The sequence below is a fragment of the Nocardiopsis listeri NBRC 13360 genome (genome assembly GCF_001570765.1).
Classification (GTDB): domain Bacteria; phylum Actinomycetota; class Actinomycetes; order Streptosporangiales; family Streptosporangiaceae; genus Nocardiopsis; species Nocardiopsis listeri.
This window is the reverse complement of sequence record NZ_BCSH01000047.1, coordinates 20,529-35,042: the sequence shown is the minus strand read 5'-3', so window position 1 is coordinate 35,042 and position 14,514 is coordinate 20,529. Positions and strand designations below refer to the sequence as shown.

14 protein-coding genes and 3 tRNA genes are annotated in these 14,514 nt (G+C 69.2%); 10 read left to right on the top strand and 7 right to left on the bottom strand.

Annotated features, from left to right (window positions below; genetic code table 11):
- Positions 1 to 63: 63 nt before the first annotated feature.
- From NLI01S_RS15565 to NLI01S_RS15555, 3 genes are all read right to left on the bottom strand, one after another.
- Positions 64 to 438 carry an FKBP-type peptidyl-prolyl cis-trans isomerase gene (locus NLI01S_RS15565; RefSeq protein WP_067605032.1) on the bottom strand — a complete coding sequence of 125 codons (375 nt, stop codon included), beginning with the start codon at positions 436 to 438 and terminating at the stop codon, positions 64 to 66.
- Between the two features lie 94 nt (positions 439 to 532).
- Entirely contained in the window at positions 533 to 1,717 is a 1,185-nt protein-coding gene (manA, locus tag NLI01S_RS15560; protein WP_067605030.1) for a mannose-6-phosphate isomerase, class I, read from the bottom strand.
- A gap of 420 nt (positions 1,718 to 2,137) precedes the next feature.
- Positions 2,138 to 2,689: a TetR/AcrR family transcriptional regulator gene (locus tag NLI01S_RS15555; RefSeq protein ID WP_067605028.1), complete on the bottom strand. Its 552-nt coding sequence runs from the start codon at positions 2,687 to 2,689 to the stop codon at positions 2,138 to 2,140.
- A 189-nt stretch (positions 2,690 to 2,878) separates the two neighbouring features.
- Between NLI01S_RS15555 and NLI01S_RS15550 the strand changes: the two genes are divergently transcribed.
- Entirely contained in the window at positions 2,879 to 4,585 is a 1,707-nt protein-coding gene (locus NLI01S_RS15550) for an MFS transporter (protein WP_067605096.1), read from the top strand.
- 120 nt (positions 4,586 to 4,705) lie between these two features.
- Here NLI01S_RS15550 and NLI01S_RS15545 read toward each other — a convergent pair whose 3' ends face one another.
- Entirely contained in the window at positions 4,706 to 5,914 is a 1,209-nt protein-coding gene (locus NLI01S_RS15545; protein WP_223809261.1) for a molybdopterin molybdotransferase MoeA, read from the bottom strand.
- Positions 5,915 to 6,096: 182 nt separating this feature from the next.
- Between NLI01S_RS15545 and NLI01S_RS15540 the strand changes: the two genes are divergently transcribed.
- The 3 genes from NLI01S_RS15540 (at position 6,097) to NLI01S_RS15530 (ending at position 6,370) form a co-directional block, all read left to right on the top strand.
- Positions 6,097 to 6,169, top strand: a tRNA-Gly gene (locus NLI01S_RS15540).
- Positions 6,170 to 6,211: 42 nt separating this feature from the next.
- A tRNA-Cys gene (locus tag NLI01S_RS15535) sits at positions 6,212 to 6,282 on the top strand.
- Positions 6,283 to 6,296: 14 nt separating this feature from the next.
- Positions 6,297 to 6,370 (top strand) — tRNA-Val (locus tag NLI01S_RS15530).
- A 310-nt stretch (positions 6,371 to 6,680) separates the two neighbouring features.
- Here the strand turns inward: NLI01S_RS15530 and NLI01S_RS15525 are convergent.
- Positions 6,681 to 7,448 carry a hypothetical protein gene (locus NLI01S_RS15525; RefSeq protein ID WP_067605026.1) on the bottom strand — a complete coding sequence of 256 codons (768 nt, stop codon included), beginning with the start codon at positions 7,446 to 7,448 and terminating at the stop codon, positions 6,681 to 6,683.
- Between the two features lie 572 nt (positions 7,449 to 8,020).
- Between NLI01S_RS15525 and NLI01S_RS15520 the strand changes: the two genes are divergently transcribed.
- From NLI01S_RS15520 to NLI01S_RS15510, 3 genes are all read left to right on the top strand, one after another.
- A complete protein-coding gene (locus NLI01S_RS15520) occupies positions 8,021 to 8,812 on the top strand; it encodes an SAM-dependent methyltransferase (protein WP_067605025.1) in 792 nt (263 codons plus the stop codon).
- 141 nt (positions 8,813 to 8,953) lie between these two features.
- Positions 8,954 to 9,169, top strand: coding sequence for a hypervirulence associated TUDOR domain-containing protein (locus tag NLI01S_RS15515; RefSeq protein ID WP_067605023.1), 216 nt, complete (start codon positions 8,954 to 8,956; stop codon positions 9,167 to 9,169).
- Positions 9,162 to 9,698 carry a DUF488 domain-containing protein gene (locus NLI01S_RS15510; RefSeq protein WP_067605021.1) on the top strand — a complete coding sequence of 179 codons (537 nt, stop codon included), beginning with the start codon at positions 9,162 to 9,164 and terminating at the stop codon, positions 9,696 to 9,698. Before NLI01S_RS15515 ends, NLI01S_RS15510 begins: the two co-directional genes overlap by 8 nt.
- Positions 9,699 to 10,192: 494 nt before the next feature.
- On the opposite strand, the gene NLI01S_RS15500 is transcribed toward NLI01S_RS15510, so the two are convergent.
- Positions 10,193 to 11,131, bottom strand: coding sequence for a 1,4-dihydroxy-2-naphthoyl-CoA synthase (locus NLI01S_RS15500; protein ID WP_067605017.1), 939 nt, complete (start codon positions 11,129 to 11,131; stop codon positions 10,193 to 10,195).
- Positions 11,132 to 11,266: 135 nt separating this feature from the next.
- On the opposite strand from NLI01S_RS15500, the gene NLI01S_RS26605 reads away from it, so the two are divergent.
- Together NLI01S_RS26605 and NLI01S_RS15495 are read left to right on the top strand one after the other, a co-directional pair.
- Positions 11,267 to 11,401 (top strand): hypothetical protein, encoded by a 135-nt coding sequence (locus NLI01S_RS26605; protein ID WP_263363327.1) that lies wholly within the window; start codon positions 11,267 to 11,269, stop codon positions 11,399 to 11,401.
- Between the two features lie 269 nt (positions 11,402 to 11,670).
- The gene (locus NLI01S_RS15495; protein ID WP_067605015.1) at positions 11,671 to 12,918 is read left to right on the top strand and encodes a PucR family transcriptional regulator; all 1,248 of its coding nucleotides are present in this window, start codon (positions 11,671 to 11,673) and stop codon (positions 12,916 to 12,918) included.
- A 58-nt stretch (positions 12,919 to 12,976) separates the two neighbouring features.
- Here the strand turns inward: NLI01S_RS15495 and NLI01S_RS25760 are convergent, their stop codons facing one another.
- Positions 12,977 to 13,276: a hypothetical protein gene (locus tag NLI01S_RS25760; protein ID WP_157091042.1), complete on the bottom strand. Its 300-nt coding sequence runs from the start codon at positions 13,274 to 13,276 to the stop codon at positions 12,977 to 12,979.
- A gap of 236 nt (positions 13,277 to 13,512) precedes the next feature.
- On the opposite strand from NLI01S_RS25760, the gene NLI01S_RS15485 reads away from it, so the two are divergent.
- Complete coding sequence (locus tag NLI01S_RS15485; protein ID WP_084392629.1) at positions 13,513 to 14,460, top strand: MBL fold metallo-hydrolase; 948 nt, start codon at positions 13,513 to 13,515, stop codon at positions 14,458 to 14,460.
- Positions 14,461 to 14,514: the final 54 nt, after the last annotated feature.

Sequence of the window (14,514 nt, the reverse complement as noted above, 5' to 3'; positions counted from 1 at the left end):
CGCGGCGCGTCCGGACGCGCCGCGAGCCCCTGCCGCGTCAGCCCCCGACGGGACCGAACCGGGTCAGTTGACGCCGACCAGGTCCACCACGAAGACCAGGGTCTCCCCCGGCTTGATGACGCCGCCGGCGCCACGGTCGCCGTAGGCCAGGTGCGGCGGGATGACCAGCTGACGACGGCCGCCCACGCGCATGCCCATGACGCCCTGGTCCCAGCCCGAGATGACCTGGCCCGAACCCAGACGGAAGTTGAGCGGCTCGCCGCGGTTCCAGCTGGCGTCGAACTCCTCGCCCGTAGAGTGGGCGACCCCGACGTACTGGACGCTGACGGTGCTGCCGTGGCCGGCCTGCTCGCCCTCGCCGACCTGGATGTCGGTGATCTCCAGGTCCGCGGGCGGCGGGCCCTCGATGAAGTCGATCTCCGGACGCTCGAGCGCCATAACGGGTCCCCTCTCGCTACTGTGAACTGCAGGGGCCCACGTTATCGGTGTTGTCGGTGTCCTCGTTCCGCAAGGCGATGCGCCGCGGCTCCGCTCAGTGCGCGCCGACGGTCGTGGCGATCACGTGGCCCTGCCCCTCGACCTTGATGGGCCCGCTGTCGGCCTGCACGAACACCGACTCACCACGGCTCAGGGTGAGGCCCTCCCCGACCTCGGCGACCAGTTCCACCTCGCCGTGCAGGACCAGGATCACGGTGGGCCCCGCCCCGGGCAGGTGCGCAGTGACTCGACCGGGGCCGATCTCGTGCAGCGCGAACTCGGGGGCGGGTGGACGGAACTCGCGGCGCCCGTCGAGGAATTCGGGTCGGGCGTAGGGGATGGGCAGGACGGAGAAGTCCACCACGTCGAGCAGCTCGGGAGCGTCGACGTGTTTGCCGGTCAAGCCGGCACGGAGCACGTTGTCGGAGCTGGCCATCACCTCCACGGCGGTGCCCTGGAGGTAGGCGTGCAGGTTGCCCGCGGGCAGGAAGAGGGCCTGGCCCGGCCACAGGGTGAGCCGGTTCAGCAGCAGCGCGGCGATCGCCCCGGGATCGCCCGGGTAGCGGTCGGCCAGGTCGGCGACGATCTCCGCGTGCGCGCAGACGCGGTCGCGTGCGATCCACTCGGCGACGAACTCGTCGATCATCCGGCCACGGTCGGCGCACGGAAGACTGAGCAGGCGGGTCAGGGCGGCGCGCAGCGCGGCGTGGATGTCGGAGCGCGACAGGTCCTCGCGCAGCCGCACGGCCAGGTCGGAGTCGAGGCCGACCAGGTCGGCGTGGGTCGCGGCGGGTTCCCGGAAACCGCATAGGGCGTCGAACGGTTCCAGGGCGAGCAACAGCTCGGGTTTGTGGTGGGGGTCCCGGTAGTTGCGGTGCGGGGCGTCGACGGGGATCCCGGCGCGCTCCTCGGCCTGGTATCCGGAGCGGGCACGGGCGGCGTCGGGATGGACCTGTAGGGACAGGGGCGCCTCGGCCGCCAGGTACTTGAGGAGGTAGGGCAGGCGGGCGCCGAAGCGTTCGGCGGTGGCCGGACCGAGCACGCGCTCGGGGTCCTGGGTGATCAGTTCGGGCAGGGGTCTTGAGCCGTTCCGGCAGTGCGCGGTGCTGGGCGCGCCGTGGTGGGCCCCCAGCCACAGTTCCGCCTGGGGCGTGCCGTCGGGTTCGACGCCCAACAGCCCTGGGATGGCGGCCCTCGCGCCCCAGGCATACGGTCGTACCTGGTTGGTGAGCCTGTGCATCCGCCCCCCACTTTCCCGTCTGCGTGTTCTCACCCCGTGGACACCCCGGCGAGGTGGGAACAGTCTCGCGAAGAGCGGCCCCCGGGTCGACCCGGCACACCCCACTCATCGAGGTAGTGCACACTTCACCTCACCAGGTAAGCAGGCCCGTGACCGGCACGAAACCCGACCACGGCAACGAAGTTACTCGGAAGTAAACCACGTTCCAGGGCACGTGAACAGCACCACACGGTCACCTTCCGGTCCCGGCCCCGGGCTCACGGAAACGGCCGGCGGCAAGGGAACCGGAGCCGGCATCATGCCCTCGACCCGCCCGTCCCACACCAGACCCCTCGCACACGCCCCCACGAGCACGGGAGAGACCCCACGCGGCCGCGCCGAGGCGCGGGTCTTCGAGGACCGGGCATAGGGGCGGGGACCTCAACGAGGGCGGCGGACCAGGTCGGACTCCTCGACCAGGCGATCGATCATCTTCTGGGTGAGTTCGGGGTCGGGCTGGGACAGACCGGCGATCGCCGCCATGTACAGGCCGTCGCCGGCCCGCAGGATGATCTCGGCGAGGACGGGGTCGGTGAGCTCCTCGTGCAGCAGCTCGCGCCAGTGCGCGAACAGGTACTGCACGTGCTGTACCGCCTCTTCCTCCAACTCCTCGTGGCTGCGCAGGGCGGCGATGAGCGCCCAGTACAGTTCCCGCTCCTCGGGGCTCTGCGGCAGCGACGTGCGCAGGAAGACCCTGACCACGCCCTCGTCGCCCTCACGCGCCTCCTCGAACTCGGCCTCGGCCAACTCGACCAGCCGTTGGACCAGCCCGTTCATCAGGGCGGCCTTGGAAGGGAAGTGGTACAGCAGACCTCCCTTGGACACCTGGGCTTCGCGCGCCACCGCATCCAGGGTCACCGCGGAGTAACCCACGCTGACGAGGATGCCCTGGAGCGAGTCGAGGATGCGGTCACGTGTATTCGAAGTACTCACGATTGACACTGTACCGGCCGGACGGTACTGTACCGGCTGGACGGTTGAAGAGTCCCGGTCTACGCGTTCCGCGGCGCGACCGGTCGACCAGACTTCCCGTCCGGCCACGACGACACCCTTCGTCGCGGGCCACCTCCGCGCCCTCGCACGAGCCGCGCGACATCCTGCGATTCGACGAACGAGGGAATGATGAGCTCCGCCAAGACCGGAAACGACCCTGTACGCGCGCACGGAGGCGACGGTGCCCCGCCCGCGCTCGCGGGCCCGCGTGAATGGGCCGCGCTCGCGGTCCTGGTACTGCCCGTGCTCCTGATCTCGGTCGACATGACCGTGTTGGGGTTCGCCGTGCCGGCGCTGAGCGAGGCGCTTCGCCCCACCTCCGGTCAGCTGCTGTGGATCGTCGACATCTACGGCTTCATCCTGGCCGGCCTGTTGATCACCATGGGTTCGCTCGGTGACCGGATCGGGCGACGACGCCTGCTGATGATGGGATCGGCCGCCTTCGGCGTGGCCTCCCTGATCGCGGCCTTCGCGCCCAACGCCGAGACCCTGATCGTCGCCCGCGCCCTGCTGGGAATCGCCGGCGCCTCGCTGATGCCCTCGACCCTGTCGTTGCTGCGCAACATCTTCCTGGATCCGCGCCAGCGCCTGCTCGCCATCGCGATCTGGGCGTCCGGGTTCTCCGGTGGTGCCGCCCTCGGCCCGATCCTGGGCGGCTGGTTGTTGGAGCACTTCTTCTGGGGCTCGGTGTTCCTGATCAACCTGCCGGTGATGGCGCTCATCCTGATCCTGGTGCCGTTGCTGGTGCGCGAATCGCGCAACACCGACTCCGGCCGGATCGACCTGGTCAGCGTGGTGCTATCGCTGGGCGCCATGCTGCCCATCGTGTACGGGATCAAGAAGCTGGCCTCCGGGGGCCTGACGGTGGCGCCGATCGTCTCCCTCGTGCTCGGACTGGCCCTGGGCTACCTGTTCGTCCGACGCCAGCGGGGGCTCACGGACCCGCTCATCGACATCGACCTGTTCCGCTCACGGGTGTTCAGCGTCGCCGTGGCCACCAACCTGATGATCGTGTTCTCGATGGTGGGGTCGTTGTTCTTCCTCACCCAGTACCTACAGCTGGTCCTCGGCGTCTCGCCCATGCGCGCCGGCATCGTGCTGGTGCCGGGCCTGGTGATCTCGGTCGTCGCCGGCCTGGTCGCCGCCCGGGTGGCCCGCCACCTGAGCCTGTCCACCGTGCTCGGGGTGTCCCTGACCGTCACCGCGGGCGGGTTCGCCACCCTGCTGTTCACGCCCGCCGACGACGTCACCCGTGGTGTGGTCCTGGTCTCCACGGCCTTCGCGCTGATCGCCCTGGGCAGCGGTTTCGCCGAAACCCTGACCAACGGTGCCATCATGTCCGCGGCCCCGCCCAAGCGGGCCGGCGCCGCCTCGGCGATCTCCGAGACCGCCTACGAGATGGGCGGAGCGCTCGGTGTGGCCGTGCTGGGCAGTGTGCTGACCGCGTTCTACCGGACCAACCTGACCGAGGTGGACGGGGTTCCGGCCGCGGCCACCGAGGCCGCCCGGGAGACGTTGGGCGGCGCCGCCACCGCCGCGAACCAGGTGGGCGGTGGCCCGGGCGCGGCCCTCATGGACGGCGCGCGGGCCGCGTTCACCGACGGCATGCACCTGACCTCGACGATCGCCGTGGTGATCGTGTTGGTCGCGGCCGTTCAGGCCTGGTTCCTGCTGCTCGGACGGGGCAACCCGGCGGTGGAGGCCCCGGCCCCGGCCGCGACAGACGTGGCACAGGTGCCCGAGCCCGAAGACGGCGCGGGCGCCACGGAGGCGTCGACCGGGTCGGTGACCGGGGCGGCATCGACCGACGAGGGCGCACGAGCCCGGGTTCGGTGAAGACAGGGGGCGGCCCCGGGGAGCGTGTCCTCCCTGGGGCCGCCCCCTGTGGTCCATGGCACATCCGATCGGTGACCGAGGTCCCCGATGCCACGCCGAAGGACGGAGCCGGCGGGAGACCTACGCTCCCGGCAACCGGAGTAGTTCCACGTCCGCCCCCGGGCCCTCCGGCGGAACCACCGCGTAGGCCTGGGCCAGCGCGGCTCCTCGCAGACTCCCCGGGCGGTCGTGGCCCACCGGTTCGGCACGCCCGTCCACCACTCGCACCGCCATCAGTCGGGTCCCTCCCCCGCTTCGTCCCCGGACCTCACCGGCCAACGGTGCCCGCCCCAGGCCCAGGGTCGCTTCGTCTCGGCCGACCATCCCGGCCAGTAGTGGAACCAGCAGCGTGAGGGAGGCGACCAGCGCGGCGTTCGGGTTGCCGGGCAGACCCACGAAGACGGTCTCCTCGGTGTGCGCCAACAGCTGTGGATGCCCCGGCCTACAGGCCACCCCGTCCACCACCACGTTCGCTCCGAGTCCGTTCAGGACCGCGCGCAGATGGTCGGCCGGGCCCTTGGAAGAGGATCCGCACGCCACCACCACGTCGGCCCCGCCCCCGATCAGTGCCTCGTGCAGGTCGTCATGGCCGTCACCCAGATGGCGCGTACGCAGCAGTCGGCCGCCCGCCCAGGACACCACCCCGGGCATCAGCGGACCGATGGCGTCACGCACCGTTCCCTCCCCCGGCAACCCCTCCGCGGTGATCTCGTCCCCGGTGACCAGTACCTCCACCGCGGGCAGACGCACCGGCAGCGCGTCGTGCCCCAGCGAGGCGGACAGCCCCAGCACGGCGGGGGTGACCTCGGTGCCCGCCTCCAGCACGGTCTCGCCGGGGGCGGTCTCCTCCCCGCTCCAGCGCACGTGCCGGCCGGGCTGCGCCTCTCCGCTCACCCAACCGTCCACGACCTCGGCGTGCTCGTAGGGCAGCACCGACTCGGTGCCCTTGGGAACCCGCGCACCCGTGGCGATCTCCACCGCCTCACCCGCGGTCAACGACAGTCCGGCCAGCGGCGTGCCCGCCAACTGGGTCCCGGCCCGCCTCCAGGGGGATGGACCGGCCACCGCGTACCCGTCCATCGCCGAGGCGTCGAACGCGGGCAGTCCCACCAACGCCTTCAGGTCCTCGGCCAGCCTGCCGCCCAGGGTCTCCGCCAACGGAAGGTCCGCCACGGGGCAGCCCCGCGTCTCCCCCAGCCCTCGGGCCAGCTCGCGCGCCCTTGACCAGGACGTCTCCCCCTGGTGTCTCCCGCACTCCTCCGCCACGGTCAGATCCTCCTTCTCCGGCAAGGTGCGCCCCGTCCCTACCGGGCCCCGTGTCGCGGACGCTACCGGGTCCCTCCGGTACGTCGACCACCGCCGCACCCAACCGCGCCCAACATCGATTTTGCCGTCCGTCGAATCTCCGCTAAAGTCTTAACCAGCAGCAAGGCAAGGCCCCGGCAGGACCGAGAGGCCGGGCCCGAATGCAAGCGGACGTGGCTCAGCTGGTAGAGCATCACCTTGCCAAGGTGAGGGTCGCGGGTTCGAATCCCGTCGTCCGCTCGGAGGAGACGCTGGTGCGGTTCACCCCGCCCACGTGTACTCGGTGGAGTGGCCGAGAGGCGAGGCAGCGGCCTGCAAAGCCGTCTACACGGGTTCAAATCCCGTCTCCACCTCCCAGTTTCACCCAGGGCGATTAGCTCAGTTGGCTAGAGCACTACCTCGACACGGTAGGGGTCACAGGTTCGAGTCCTGTATCGCCCACAAGTAGCACCGCAGGTCAGAGAGTCATCTGACTGTGGCGGTGAAGATGATCGTCCCGCCTTGGAAGATATCCGGGAGATCAACTTCGAAGCGGGTTCCTTCGGGAGCCCGCTTTCGCTGTTTCCACGGTAGTGCTCTTCGAGCATCGGCGCCCTACCGAACAACCGGTCCCGTTCGCCGGGTCAGTGATCGATGAAACGATGCGGGGGTGTCGGGAAACGTTCGTGTCTCCCAACACCCCCGACTCGGAGTGCGGTCATCATGATGACGGTCGCGGCCGCGTCCCGTTCCCCGGGAGGGCCTCAGCGCCTCAGGCCTCGTATTCGGTGATCGACTCGGCGATCCCGTCGACCATCTCGACCGAGGCCAGGATGACGGTCCCGTTCGCGAGAGTGGCGTCGAACTCGTCGAAGTCGCACCTCACCTCGCCGGTGTCGGGGTCCTGAACACCTTCGGCGCAGGCATAGATCCCCGCGATGATCGTGGTGTCCTCGGCCACGTAGAACGCCGTGCCATCGACGCGGTATTCGCCCGGGGCGATGTACTCCAGCTCTCCCGTGGCGGTCCCGGTGAACCCACCGGACTCCTCCGGGGCCTCGGTGCCTTCCTCGGGGGCCCCGTCCTGGCCGTCGGGTTCAACGGAGTCGTAGTGGCCGTCGTTGTCGTACTCGGTGACCGACTCGGCGTTGCCCTCCTCGTTCACCTCGACCTCGGCGAAGACGGCCGTGTCCCCCTGGACGGTGGCTTCGAGGGTCTCCAGGTCGCACTCCACGATTCCGAAACCGGTCTCGTCGACACCGTCTTCAGCGGGGCAGACGTGGTGGCCGCCCAGGATCCGTGTGTCCTCGGCGATGTAGAAGGCCTGTCCGTCGATGATGAACTCGCCCGGGGCCAGGAATTCCAGCTCGCCCGCCAGGGTCTCCGCGCCTTCGTCGACCTGGGAGTTCTCGCCCGTATGCGCGGGGTCGACCGATGACACCGCGTCGATCATTCCCTGGGCCGAGCAGGCCGTGGAACCGACGACCACCAGACCAGCGGTCGCGAGGGCCAGGGCGCTGGAACGGACATCGAGCTTCATGATGTTCCTTTCTTCCCGAGGAAGGACGTACAAAATTGCGGACGGGTGGCTGCGATCAAGCCTGTGGAAGTGTTTTCGGGAGCCGGTACACCGAACGGGTTCCACTGTCGAGGTGACCCGGTCCGGATCGACGACCGGTCGCCCCACATGTGTCTGTGTCGGTTTCCGTGTCAGGTTCTGTGTCAGTGTGGTTGCTTTCTGTGTGTTCCGATGGCGGTCGGGACACTTGAGTTCCGTTGGGCGAGGATATTTTTCGAAGACCCGACCGAGACGCAGGCCTCCTGGAGGAATCTGCCTGGTCAGGCTGTTATGGCGTCCTCACGGGCTATATCCGACCGGACGATGTACACCGACTCGCAACGGACCTTCGCTTCGCGGTCGGGCGCGTCGACGTCCTAGAGAACGAGGTCGGTGGTGGGCGCACGGCGGCCGGGGACCGACACGGGAAGGCCTTCGGCGTCGATGTTCGCGAAAACCCTTGTGCACAGGGGTTTCTCGTTTGCGAAGAGGGTCCGCGCGAGAGGAGAATGACCGCTGATCCCCCGGATCGTCCGCCGCCCAGGAAGGCCCCCATGAACACCCCACGTATCCCCTTGGACACGACCGTCCCCCACTCCGCACGGGTGATGAACTTCTGGTTGGGGGGCAAGGACCACTACCCGGTCGACCGCGCCTTGGGCGAGCAGGTCGAGTCCGCCTTCCCCGAGATCGTCGAGGTCATGCGCGCCGATCGTCGGTTCCTCCTCCGCTCGGTCGCCCATCTGGCCCGGGAAGAGGGCATCCGGCAGTTCCTGGACATCGGGACCGGCCTGCCCACCGCGAACAACACCCACGAGGTCGCCCAGTCGGTCGCCCCCGAATCCAGGATCGTCTACGTCGACAACGACCCCTTGGTGCTCACGCACGCCCGGGCTCTGTTGACCAGTTCCGAGGAGGGCACCACCGACTACATCGACGCCGACCTGCTCGACCCGCAGACGCTGCTGGCCCAGGCCCGTGAGCACCTGGACTTCACCCGACCGATCGGATTGGTCATCATGGGTACGCTCGGCCACTTCCCCGCCGATGAGCGGACCTACGCGGTGGCACGCGCCTACGTGGACGCCCTGCCCTCGGGGAGCTTCCTGGCCCTGTGCGACAGCACCGACACCAGTCCGCAGATCGTGGAGGCGGCCAAGGCCTGGAACGAGAACGCGGCCCAACCCATCCACCTGCGCACACCGGAGCAGATCGGCGCCTTCTTCGAAGGGTTGGAGCTGTTGGAACCCGGTGTGGTCTCCGTCCCGTTCTGGCGGCCCGAGGAGAGCCGGGTGGGCGCTATCCGAGAGGTCGCCCAGTACGGCGGCGTCGCCCGTAAGCCCTGAGCTCGTGTAGACGCCCCCGCCTCCGGCGCACGGCCCCGGCGGCGTGGTCCGCGCTTCGACCGGATATCGGGTTCGGCTGTGTCCGTTCCGATGTTTCCTGGGGCCGGGTGTTTCAATGGGTCGATCACGGAGGGAGTCGACATGTCCAACCGGTTCAACGTCGGTGATCGCGTGACCTGGAACTCGGAGGCGGGGCACGTCTCGGGCACGGTGACGAAGGTGCACACGAAGGACTTCGAGTACAAGGGCCACACCCGCCGGGCGTCGAAGGACGATCCGCAGTACGAGATCAAGAGCGACAAGACCGACCACGTCGCCGCCCACAAGGGCAGCGCCTTGCGGCTGGTAGATGAGTGAGCCGTTCTTCACGATCGGCCACTCCAACCGAACGCTCGGCGAGTTCATCGGGCTGCTTCAGGAGTCCCACATCGCGCTGGTCGTCGACGTCCGCAGGCTTGCGGGCTCTACCCGGTATCCGCGATTCGACCAGGACACGCTCTCAGGCGTCCTCGATGAGGTGGGGATCCGGTATCGGCGCGCCGAGGGGCTGACCGGACGTCGTCCGGTGAGCAAGGACGTGCCGTTCGAGGTCAACGCCTGGTGGCAGAATCGGAGCTTCCACAACTACGCCGATCACGCGCTCTCCGGCGAGTTCCGAAGCGCCCTCGCCGAGCTGCGGGAGTGGGGACGCACCCGGCGCGCGGCCGTGATGTGTTCCGAGGCGGTGTGGTGGCGGTGCCACCGGAGGATCATCGCCGACCACCTCCTCGCCCACGCCGAGGACGTGCGACACGTCCTCGGCGTCGACCGCATCGACGCGGCGCGGCCCAGTCCCGGCGCCGTCATCGATTCCCACGGCGACGTCACCTATCCGGCCACCGAATAGCGGATCGCGTCTCAGGGGTTGCCATCACGGCCGGGCGGCGACGTGACGTGGACTTCGATGCGATCGGCCTGTATGACCAGGCCCGAGTCGTGGACGTCACCGACCACGTTGTGCGTACTTCCACATCCGGCGACGTTCGTGGGCGGAGGGCTCCCCCTGTTCCCTCGAACATCCATCCGCTGATGGATGAACCGGAGGGCGAGGAGGGCCAGGCCGATCATGAAGACGCAGGTGGACAGCCCGAGCGCGATGGCCAAGAGGTATTCGAGTAACTGCCACGGGCCGACCTGTGGTGGGGGTGGTTCCAGATTTCGGGCAGCATCGGCCAGGTCCCTCGCCCAAGTGGTGTGGGTGGCTCATCGAGCCGAGCAGTCTGCCTTCGATCTCTTGGAGGTCCCTCTCACGATCCGACACGGGTCTTGGGCCCACTATACGGTCCGGGAATCGTCGAGGTCGAGGCCGGGACCGCGCGACGCGATCCCGGCCGCACCCGGCTAGTAGTAGCGAGGGAAGCCCGACCAGTCGGGGCTGCGTTTCTCCAGGAAGGCCGTCTTGCCCTCCACCGCCTCCTCGGTCATGTAGGCGAGCCGGGTCGCCTCTCCCGCGAACAGTTGCTGCCCGAGCATCCCGTCGTCGGGGAGGTTGAAGGCGTACTTGAGCATCCGGATCGCCTGCGGGGACTGGTCGGCGATGTCGGTGGCCATCCGCACCGCGGTGTCCTCCAGCTCACCGTGGTCGGCCACGGTGTTGACCGCGCCCATCTCCTGCATTTCGGTGGCGGAGTAGGGCCGGGCCAGGAAGAAGATCTCCCTCGCCCGTTTCTGGCCGACCTGACGGGCCAACAGCGCCGAACCGTAGCCCCCGTCGAAGGAGCCGACGGTGGCGTCCGTCTGCTTGAAGAACCCGTGCTGTCGAGAGGCGATGGTCAGGTCGCACACCACGTGGAGCGAATGTCCGCCGCCGGCCGCCCAGCCGTTGACCACGGCGATGACGACCTTGGGCATGGAGCGGATCAACCGCTGGACCTCCAGGATGTGCAGACGGCCCTGGTCGGCCTTTCTTTGTTCACCGTCGGAACCGTCGTCCTCGTAGAGGTAGCCGTCCCGACCGCGCACCCTCTGGTCCCCGCCGGAGCAGAAGGCCCAACCGCCGTCCTTCGCGGACGGCCCGTTCCCGGTGAGCAGGACGGTACCGATCGCCGTCCAGGAGCGCGCGTGCTCCATCGCCGTGTAGAGCTCGTCGACCGTGTGCGGCCGGAAGGCGTTGCGCACCTCCGGGCGGTCGAAGGCGATACGCACCGCACCGATGTCCTTGCCCGCGCCACTACGCGCGGGACCCACGTAACGGTGATAGGTGATGTCGGTGAAGTCGAAGCCCTCGACCTTCTTCCATTCAGACTCTCTGAACGGCTGCTCGCTCGCCGACGTTTCCATCCCTTTGCCTCTTTTCCGTGACACCAATGGGGTTCTACGGCGCGCGCTCCCCCCGCCCTTCGGCGAGGAGCGCCCGCGCTGTGGCTACAGCCAAGATCATCCCAGGTGGCGTCGAGCCCGCCGGCAGGTGCTCGGGTGGCGGAGGCCTCTCGCCTGTGTGAGGAGAACGAGGAGTCCGAGCGCACCCGGTTCCGCGACGGCGAACCGGGGCCGGCCATGTACAAGACGCGCGAGGAGTCGGCCACGGCGGGCCTGCGCTACGTCGACTGACCGGCGTCTCGCCCCAGGGGCACCTCGACGGCATCCACCACACGGCGGGTGCCGTCGTCGTTTCCGGGCCTTCGGCTGGAAGTGCCCAGGGAAGAACCGGTGTCCGCCCGGGCGCCCCGGCGAACGAGGTCTTCACACGTTCCGGGTGCCCGCGGAAACCGGCCGTGCGGGGATTCACAACGGTGGGCGACTCCCGTAGCCTCTCCTTTACTCGTCGGTAACCTTGTGCCCCGGCAACGGAGGGGACTCGACTGGTGGAGGTGACTCCGATGTCCACGAAGGGTCGGGCCCGGGAGGGAGCCAACCCCCTGGCCGACGTCCCTGTGGAGTTCGCCGACCACTTCCGTTCCCACGTCGAACCCCTGACCGAGGTGGTGGTGACCCGGATCCACGAGAGCGTGCCCGAGTACCTCCGTCCCGGGAACGAGGTGTACGCCGCCTCCACCCGCACCGCGGTCCGTGAGGCGTTGACCGTGTTCCTGGACCGCGTGGGGAGGACCGATCCGCCCGCCCACCGGCTACGGGAACGGTTCCGCATGCTCGGTGAGGCGGAGGTCCACGAGGGCCGCAACCTCGACAGCCTCCAGAGTGCGATGCGCACCGCCCTCGTGATCATGTGGCGCGAACTCCTGAAGGTCCAGGAACAGCACCCCGACCTCCTGCCCCAGCACCACGTCGGCGTGGTCGCCGAGGCCGCGTTCCTGTTCCTGGAGGAGATGGCCTCCGCGGCCTCGGAGGGATACAACGAGGCGCGGGCCCAGGCGTCGGGCGAACTACAACGGCGCCGGGGCCGCCTGGTCGACCTGCTCCTGTCCGAACCCGACCCCTCCCCCAGGGTCATCGCCGAACTGGCCTCGTCGGCCCGGTGGCGTGTCCCCGACAAGGTGGCGGTGATCGTCCTCCAGGGATACGGGGAGGAGACGGCCCCGCCCGCGCTGCCCTCGGACGTACTGCACGACTTCCACCGGGCCGCCCCCTGCCTCGTCCTGCCCGACCCCGAGGGCCCCGGCAGATTGCGGGCCCTGGAGCGTCTGTTGCGCGGCCGGAACGCGGCGGCGGGACCACCGGTGGACATCACCGAGACGGCCGTCTCCCTGGCCCACGCGCGCGAGACCCTCGAACTGGTCCAGGTGAGCGTTGTGCCGGCGGACGGGATCGCCCTGTGGAGCGAACACCTCACACCACTCCTGCTGTTGCGGGACCGGAAGCTGATGCGGGAGATGATCACCTCCAGGTTGGCCCCACTTCGGAAGCTGTCCGACGGTCAGCGCGAGCGCCTGTCCGAGACCCTCCTGCTCTGGTTGCAGCACGGGTACAACGCCAAACGGGTGGCCCAGGTACAGCACCTCCACCCGCAGACCGTGCGATACCGCCTTCGCCTGTTGACGAACCTGTTCGGCGATCGGTTGGACGACCCGGACCTGCGTTTCGAGCTGGAGATGGCGCTGCGGGTGGAGCGGTTGGCCCGCTCCGCCGATCCCGGGTCCGAGCCGGCGAAACTTGCCCCGCACACGTGAGAACGGCCACCGGGGCGAGGTTCCCGGCGACCGTGTCACTCCGTCCGTGTCACCGGTCTCAGCAGGTGCCGGGGGCCGGTTCATCGGTCAACCCTCCGCCGAGCCGGTCCTGGGCACGCTCGGTGTCCAGGAAGAAGCTCATCAGGTGCGGTCCGGAGAAGGTCCGTCGCCACTCCACCCAGGCCCCGCCGGCACGGCAGGCGTCGCGGAGCTCCTCACCCTGTCCGGTCGGGACCACGTCGTGGCCCGGGGAGTAATACAGGCCACCGCGACAGTTCTTCTCGAGCCGGGTGTGCGGGGTGGGTGTTCCACGACCTGCTCCGGACCTACTGTGCGAATCGCGCGTGGGACGCGACACGTCGACCTTGTCGCGGAAACGACATACTCCACCACGCATCGTGCTGTGTGCGCCGCGAAGGGTCTCACTCCACCCCGGTGCGATCCCCTCGGCTGCGGGATCGGAGAGGGTCGTGCCCCTCAAGGGCCCATGGTCACGGACTCGCGTTCACACCGATCCGTGTGAACGGTCCCGAACGCCCCGAGCACGGGGACGTTCGGCAGACTGGACGTCCACCCCGCAGAACGAGGCACGCGATGACCGCTCACCCCCGCCCATCCACCCGCCGATCACGGGTCGGTCTGTTCCGCCCGTCCCTGTCCCCCTGGGTCGACCTGCGCGAACCCGCGGCGGCCGACGCCCCGGGGCGGTTGCGCGCGGTGTTCCTGGGGGTATCCACGATCCTGCTCACCGACGGCGAGACCGCTGTGCTGACCGACGGTTTCTTCAGCCGCCCGAGCAAGTTCGACCTGGCGTTCAAGCGGCTCGCCCCGAACCGGGCCCGGGTGGAGGCCGCGCTCGCGCGCTTCGGCCTCTCCCGTCTGGACGCGGTGTTCGTGGCGCACTCCCACTTCGACCACGCGCTCGATGCTCCCCTGGTGGCCGAACTGACCGGTGCACGGCTCATCGGTTCGGGGTCCACCCACAACATCGCCGTCGGCCAGGGACTGGACCACGACCGGTGCGACCCGGTGGTCCTGGGCGAACCGATGCGGTTCGGTTCGCTCACGCTCACCGCGTTGGCGGCGGAACACAGCCCCGGTGACATCGCCCCCGGCGTGATCGGCCGTCCGTTGCGGACCGGGCGCGTCGGCGACTTCAAGACGGGCGACTGCTACTCGCTGCACGTGGCCCATCCCGACGGGGAGCTGCTGGTCCACGCCAGCGCCAACTGGCTGCCGGGCGCCCTCGACGGCCACCGTGCGGACACGGTCTACCTGGGGGTGGGCGCACTCGGTGAACAGGGCGAGCGGTTCCGGTCCGACTACTGGCACCACGTGGTGGAGCGCACCGGCGCGCGACGAGTGGTCCCGATCCACTGGGACGACTTCACCGTTTCCCTGGAGCACCCGCTACGGCCGTTGCCCCGGTTGGTCGACGACCTCGGCTCGTCCCTGGACTTCCTGTCCGGGCGGGCCCGGGACGGGGGCGTGGACCTGGCCCTGCCGGTCCTGGGTCGGCGCACCGATCCGTTCAGGACCTGAACCACCCGCCGACGGGCCCGCGCCGACCCGCCCGGGCGTCGGCCGGAACCACCA

Excerpts from the sequence above, each read along its gene's own strand:
- manA (WP_067605030.1), bottom strand. The coding sequence starts at position 1,717 with ATGCACAGGCTCACCAACCAGGTACGACCGTATGCCTGGGGCGCGAGG.
- NLI01S_RS15485 (WP_084392629.1), top strand. The coding sequence starts at position 13,513 with ATGACCGCTCACCCCCGCCCATCCACCCGCCGATCACGGGTCGGTCTG.
- NLI01S_RS15565 (WP_067605032.1), bottom strand. The coding sequence starts at position 438 with ATGGCGCTCGAGCGTCCGGAGATCGACTTCATCGAGGGCCCGCCGCCC.
- NLI01S_RS15500 (WP_067605017.1), bottom strand. The coding sequence starts at position 11,131 with ATGGAAACGTCGGCGAGCGAGCAGCCGTTCAGAGAGTCTGAATGGAAG.
- NLI01S_RS15525 (WP_067605026.1), bottom strand. The coding sequence starts at position 7,448 with ATGAAGCTCGATGTCCGTTCCAGCGCCCTGGCCCTCGCGACCGCTGGT.
- NLI01S_RS15550 (WP_067605096.1), top strand. The coding sequence starts at position 2,879 with ATGAGCTCCGCCAAGACCGGAAACGACCCTGTACGCGCGCACGGAGGC.
- NLI01S_RS15520 (WP_067605025.1), top strand. The coding sequence starts at position 8,021 with ATGAACACCCCACGTATCCCCTTGGACACGACCGTCCCCCACTCCGCA.
- NLI01S_RS15495 (WP_067605015.1), top strand. The coding sequence starts at position 11,671 with ATGTCCACGAAGGGTCGGGCCCGGGAGGGAGCCAACCCCCTGGCCGAC.
- NLI01S_RS15510 (WP_067605021.1), top strand. The coding sequence starts at position 9,162 with ATGAGTGAGCCGTTCTTCACGATCGGCCACTCCAACCGAACGCTCGGC.
- NLI01S_RS15515 (WP_067605023.1), top strand. The coding sequence starts at position 8,954 with ATGTCCAACCGGTTCAACGTCGGTGATCGCGTGACCTGGAACTCGGAG.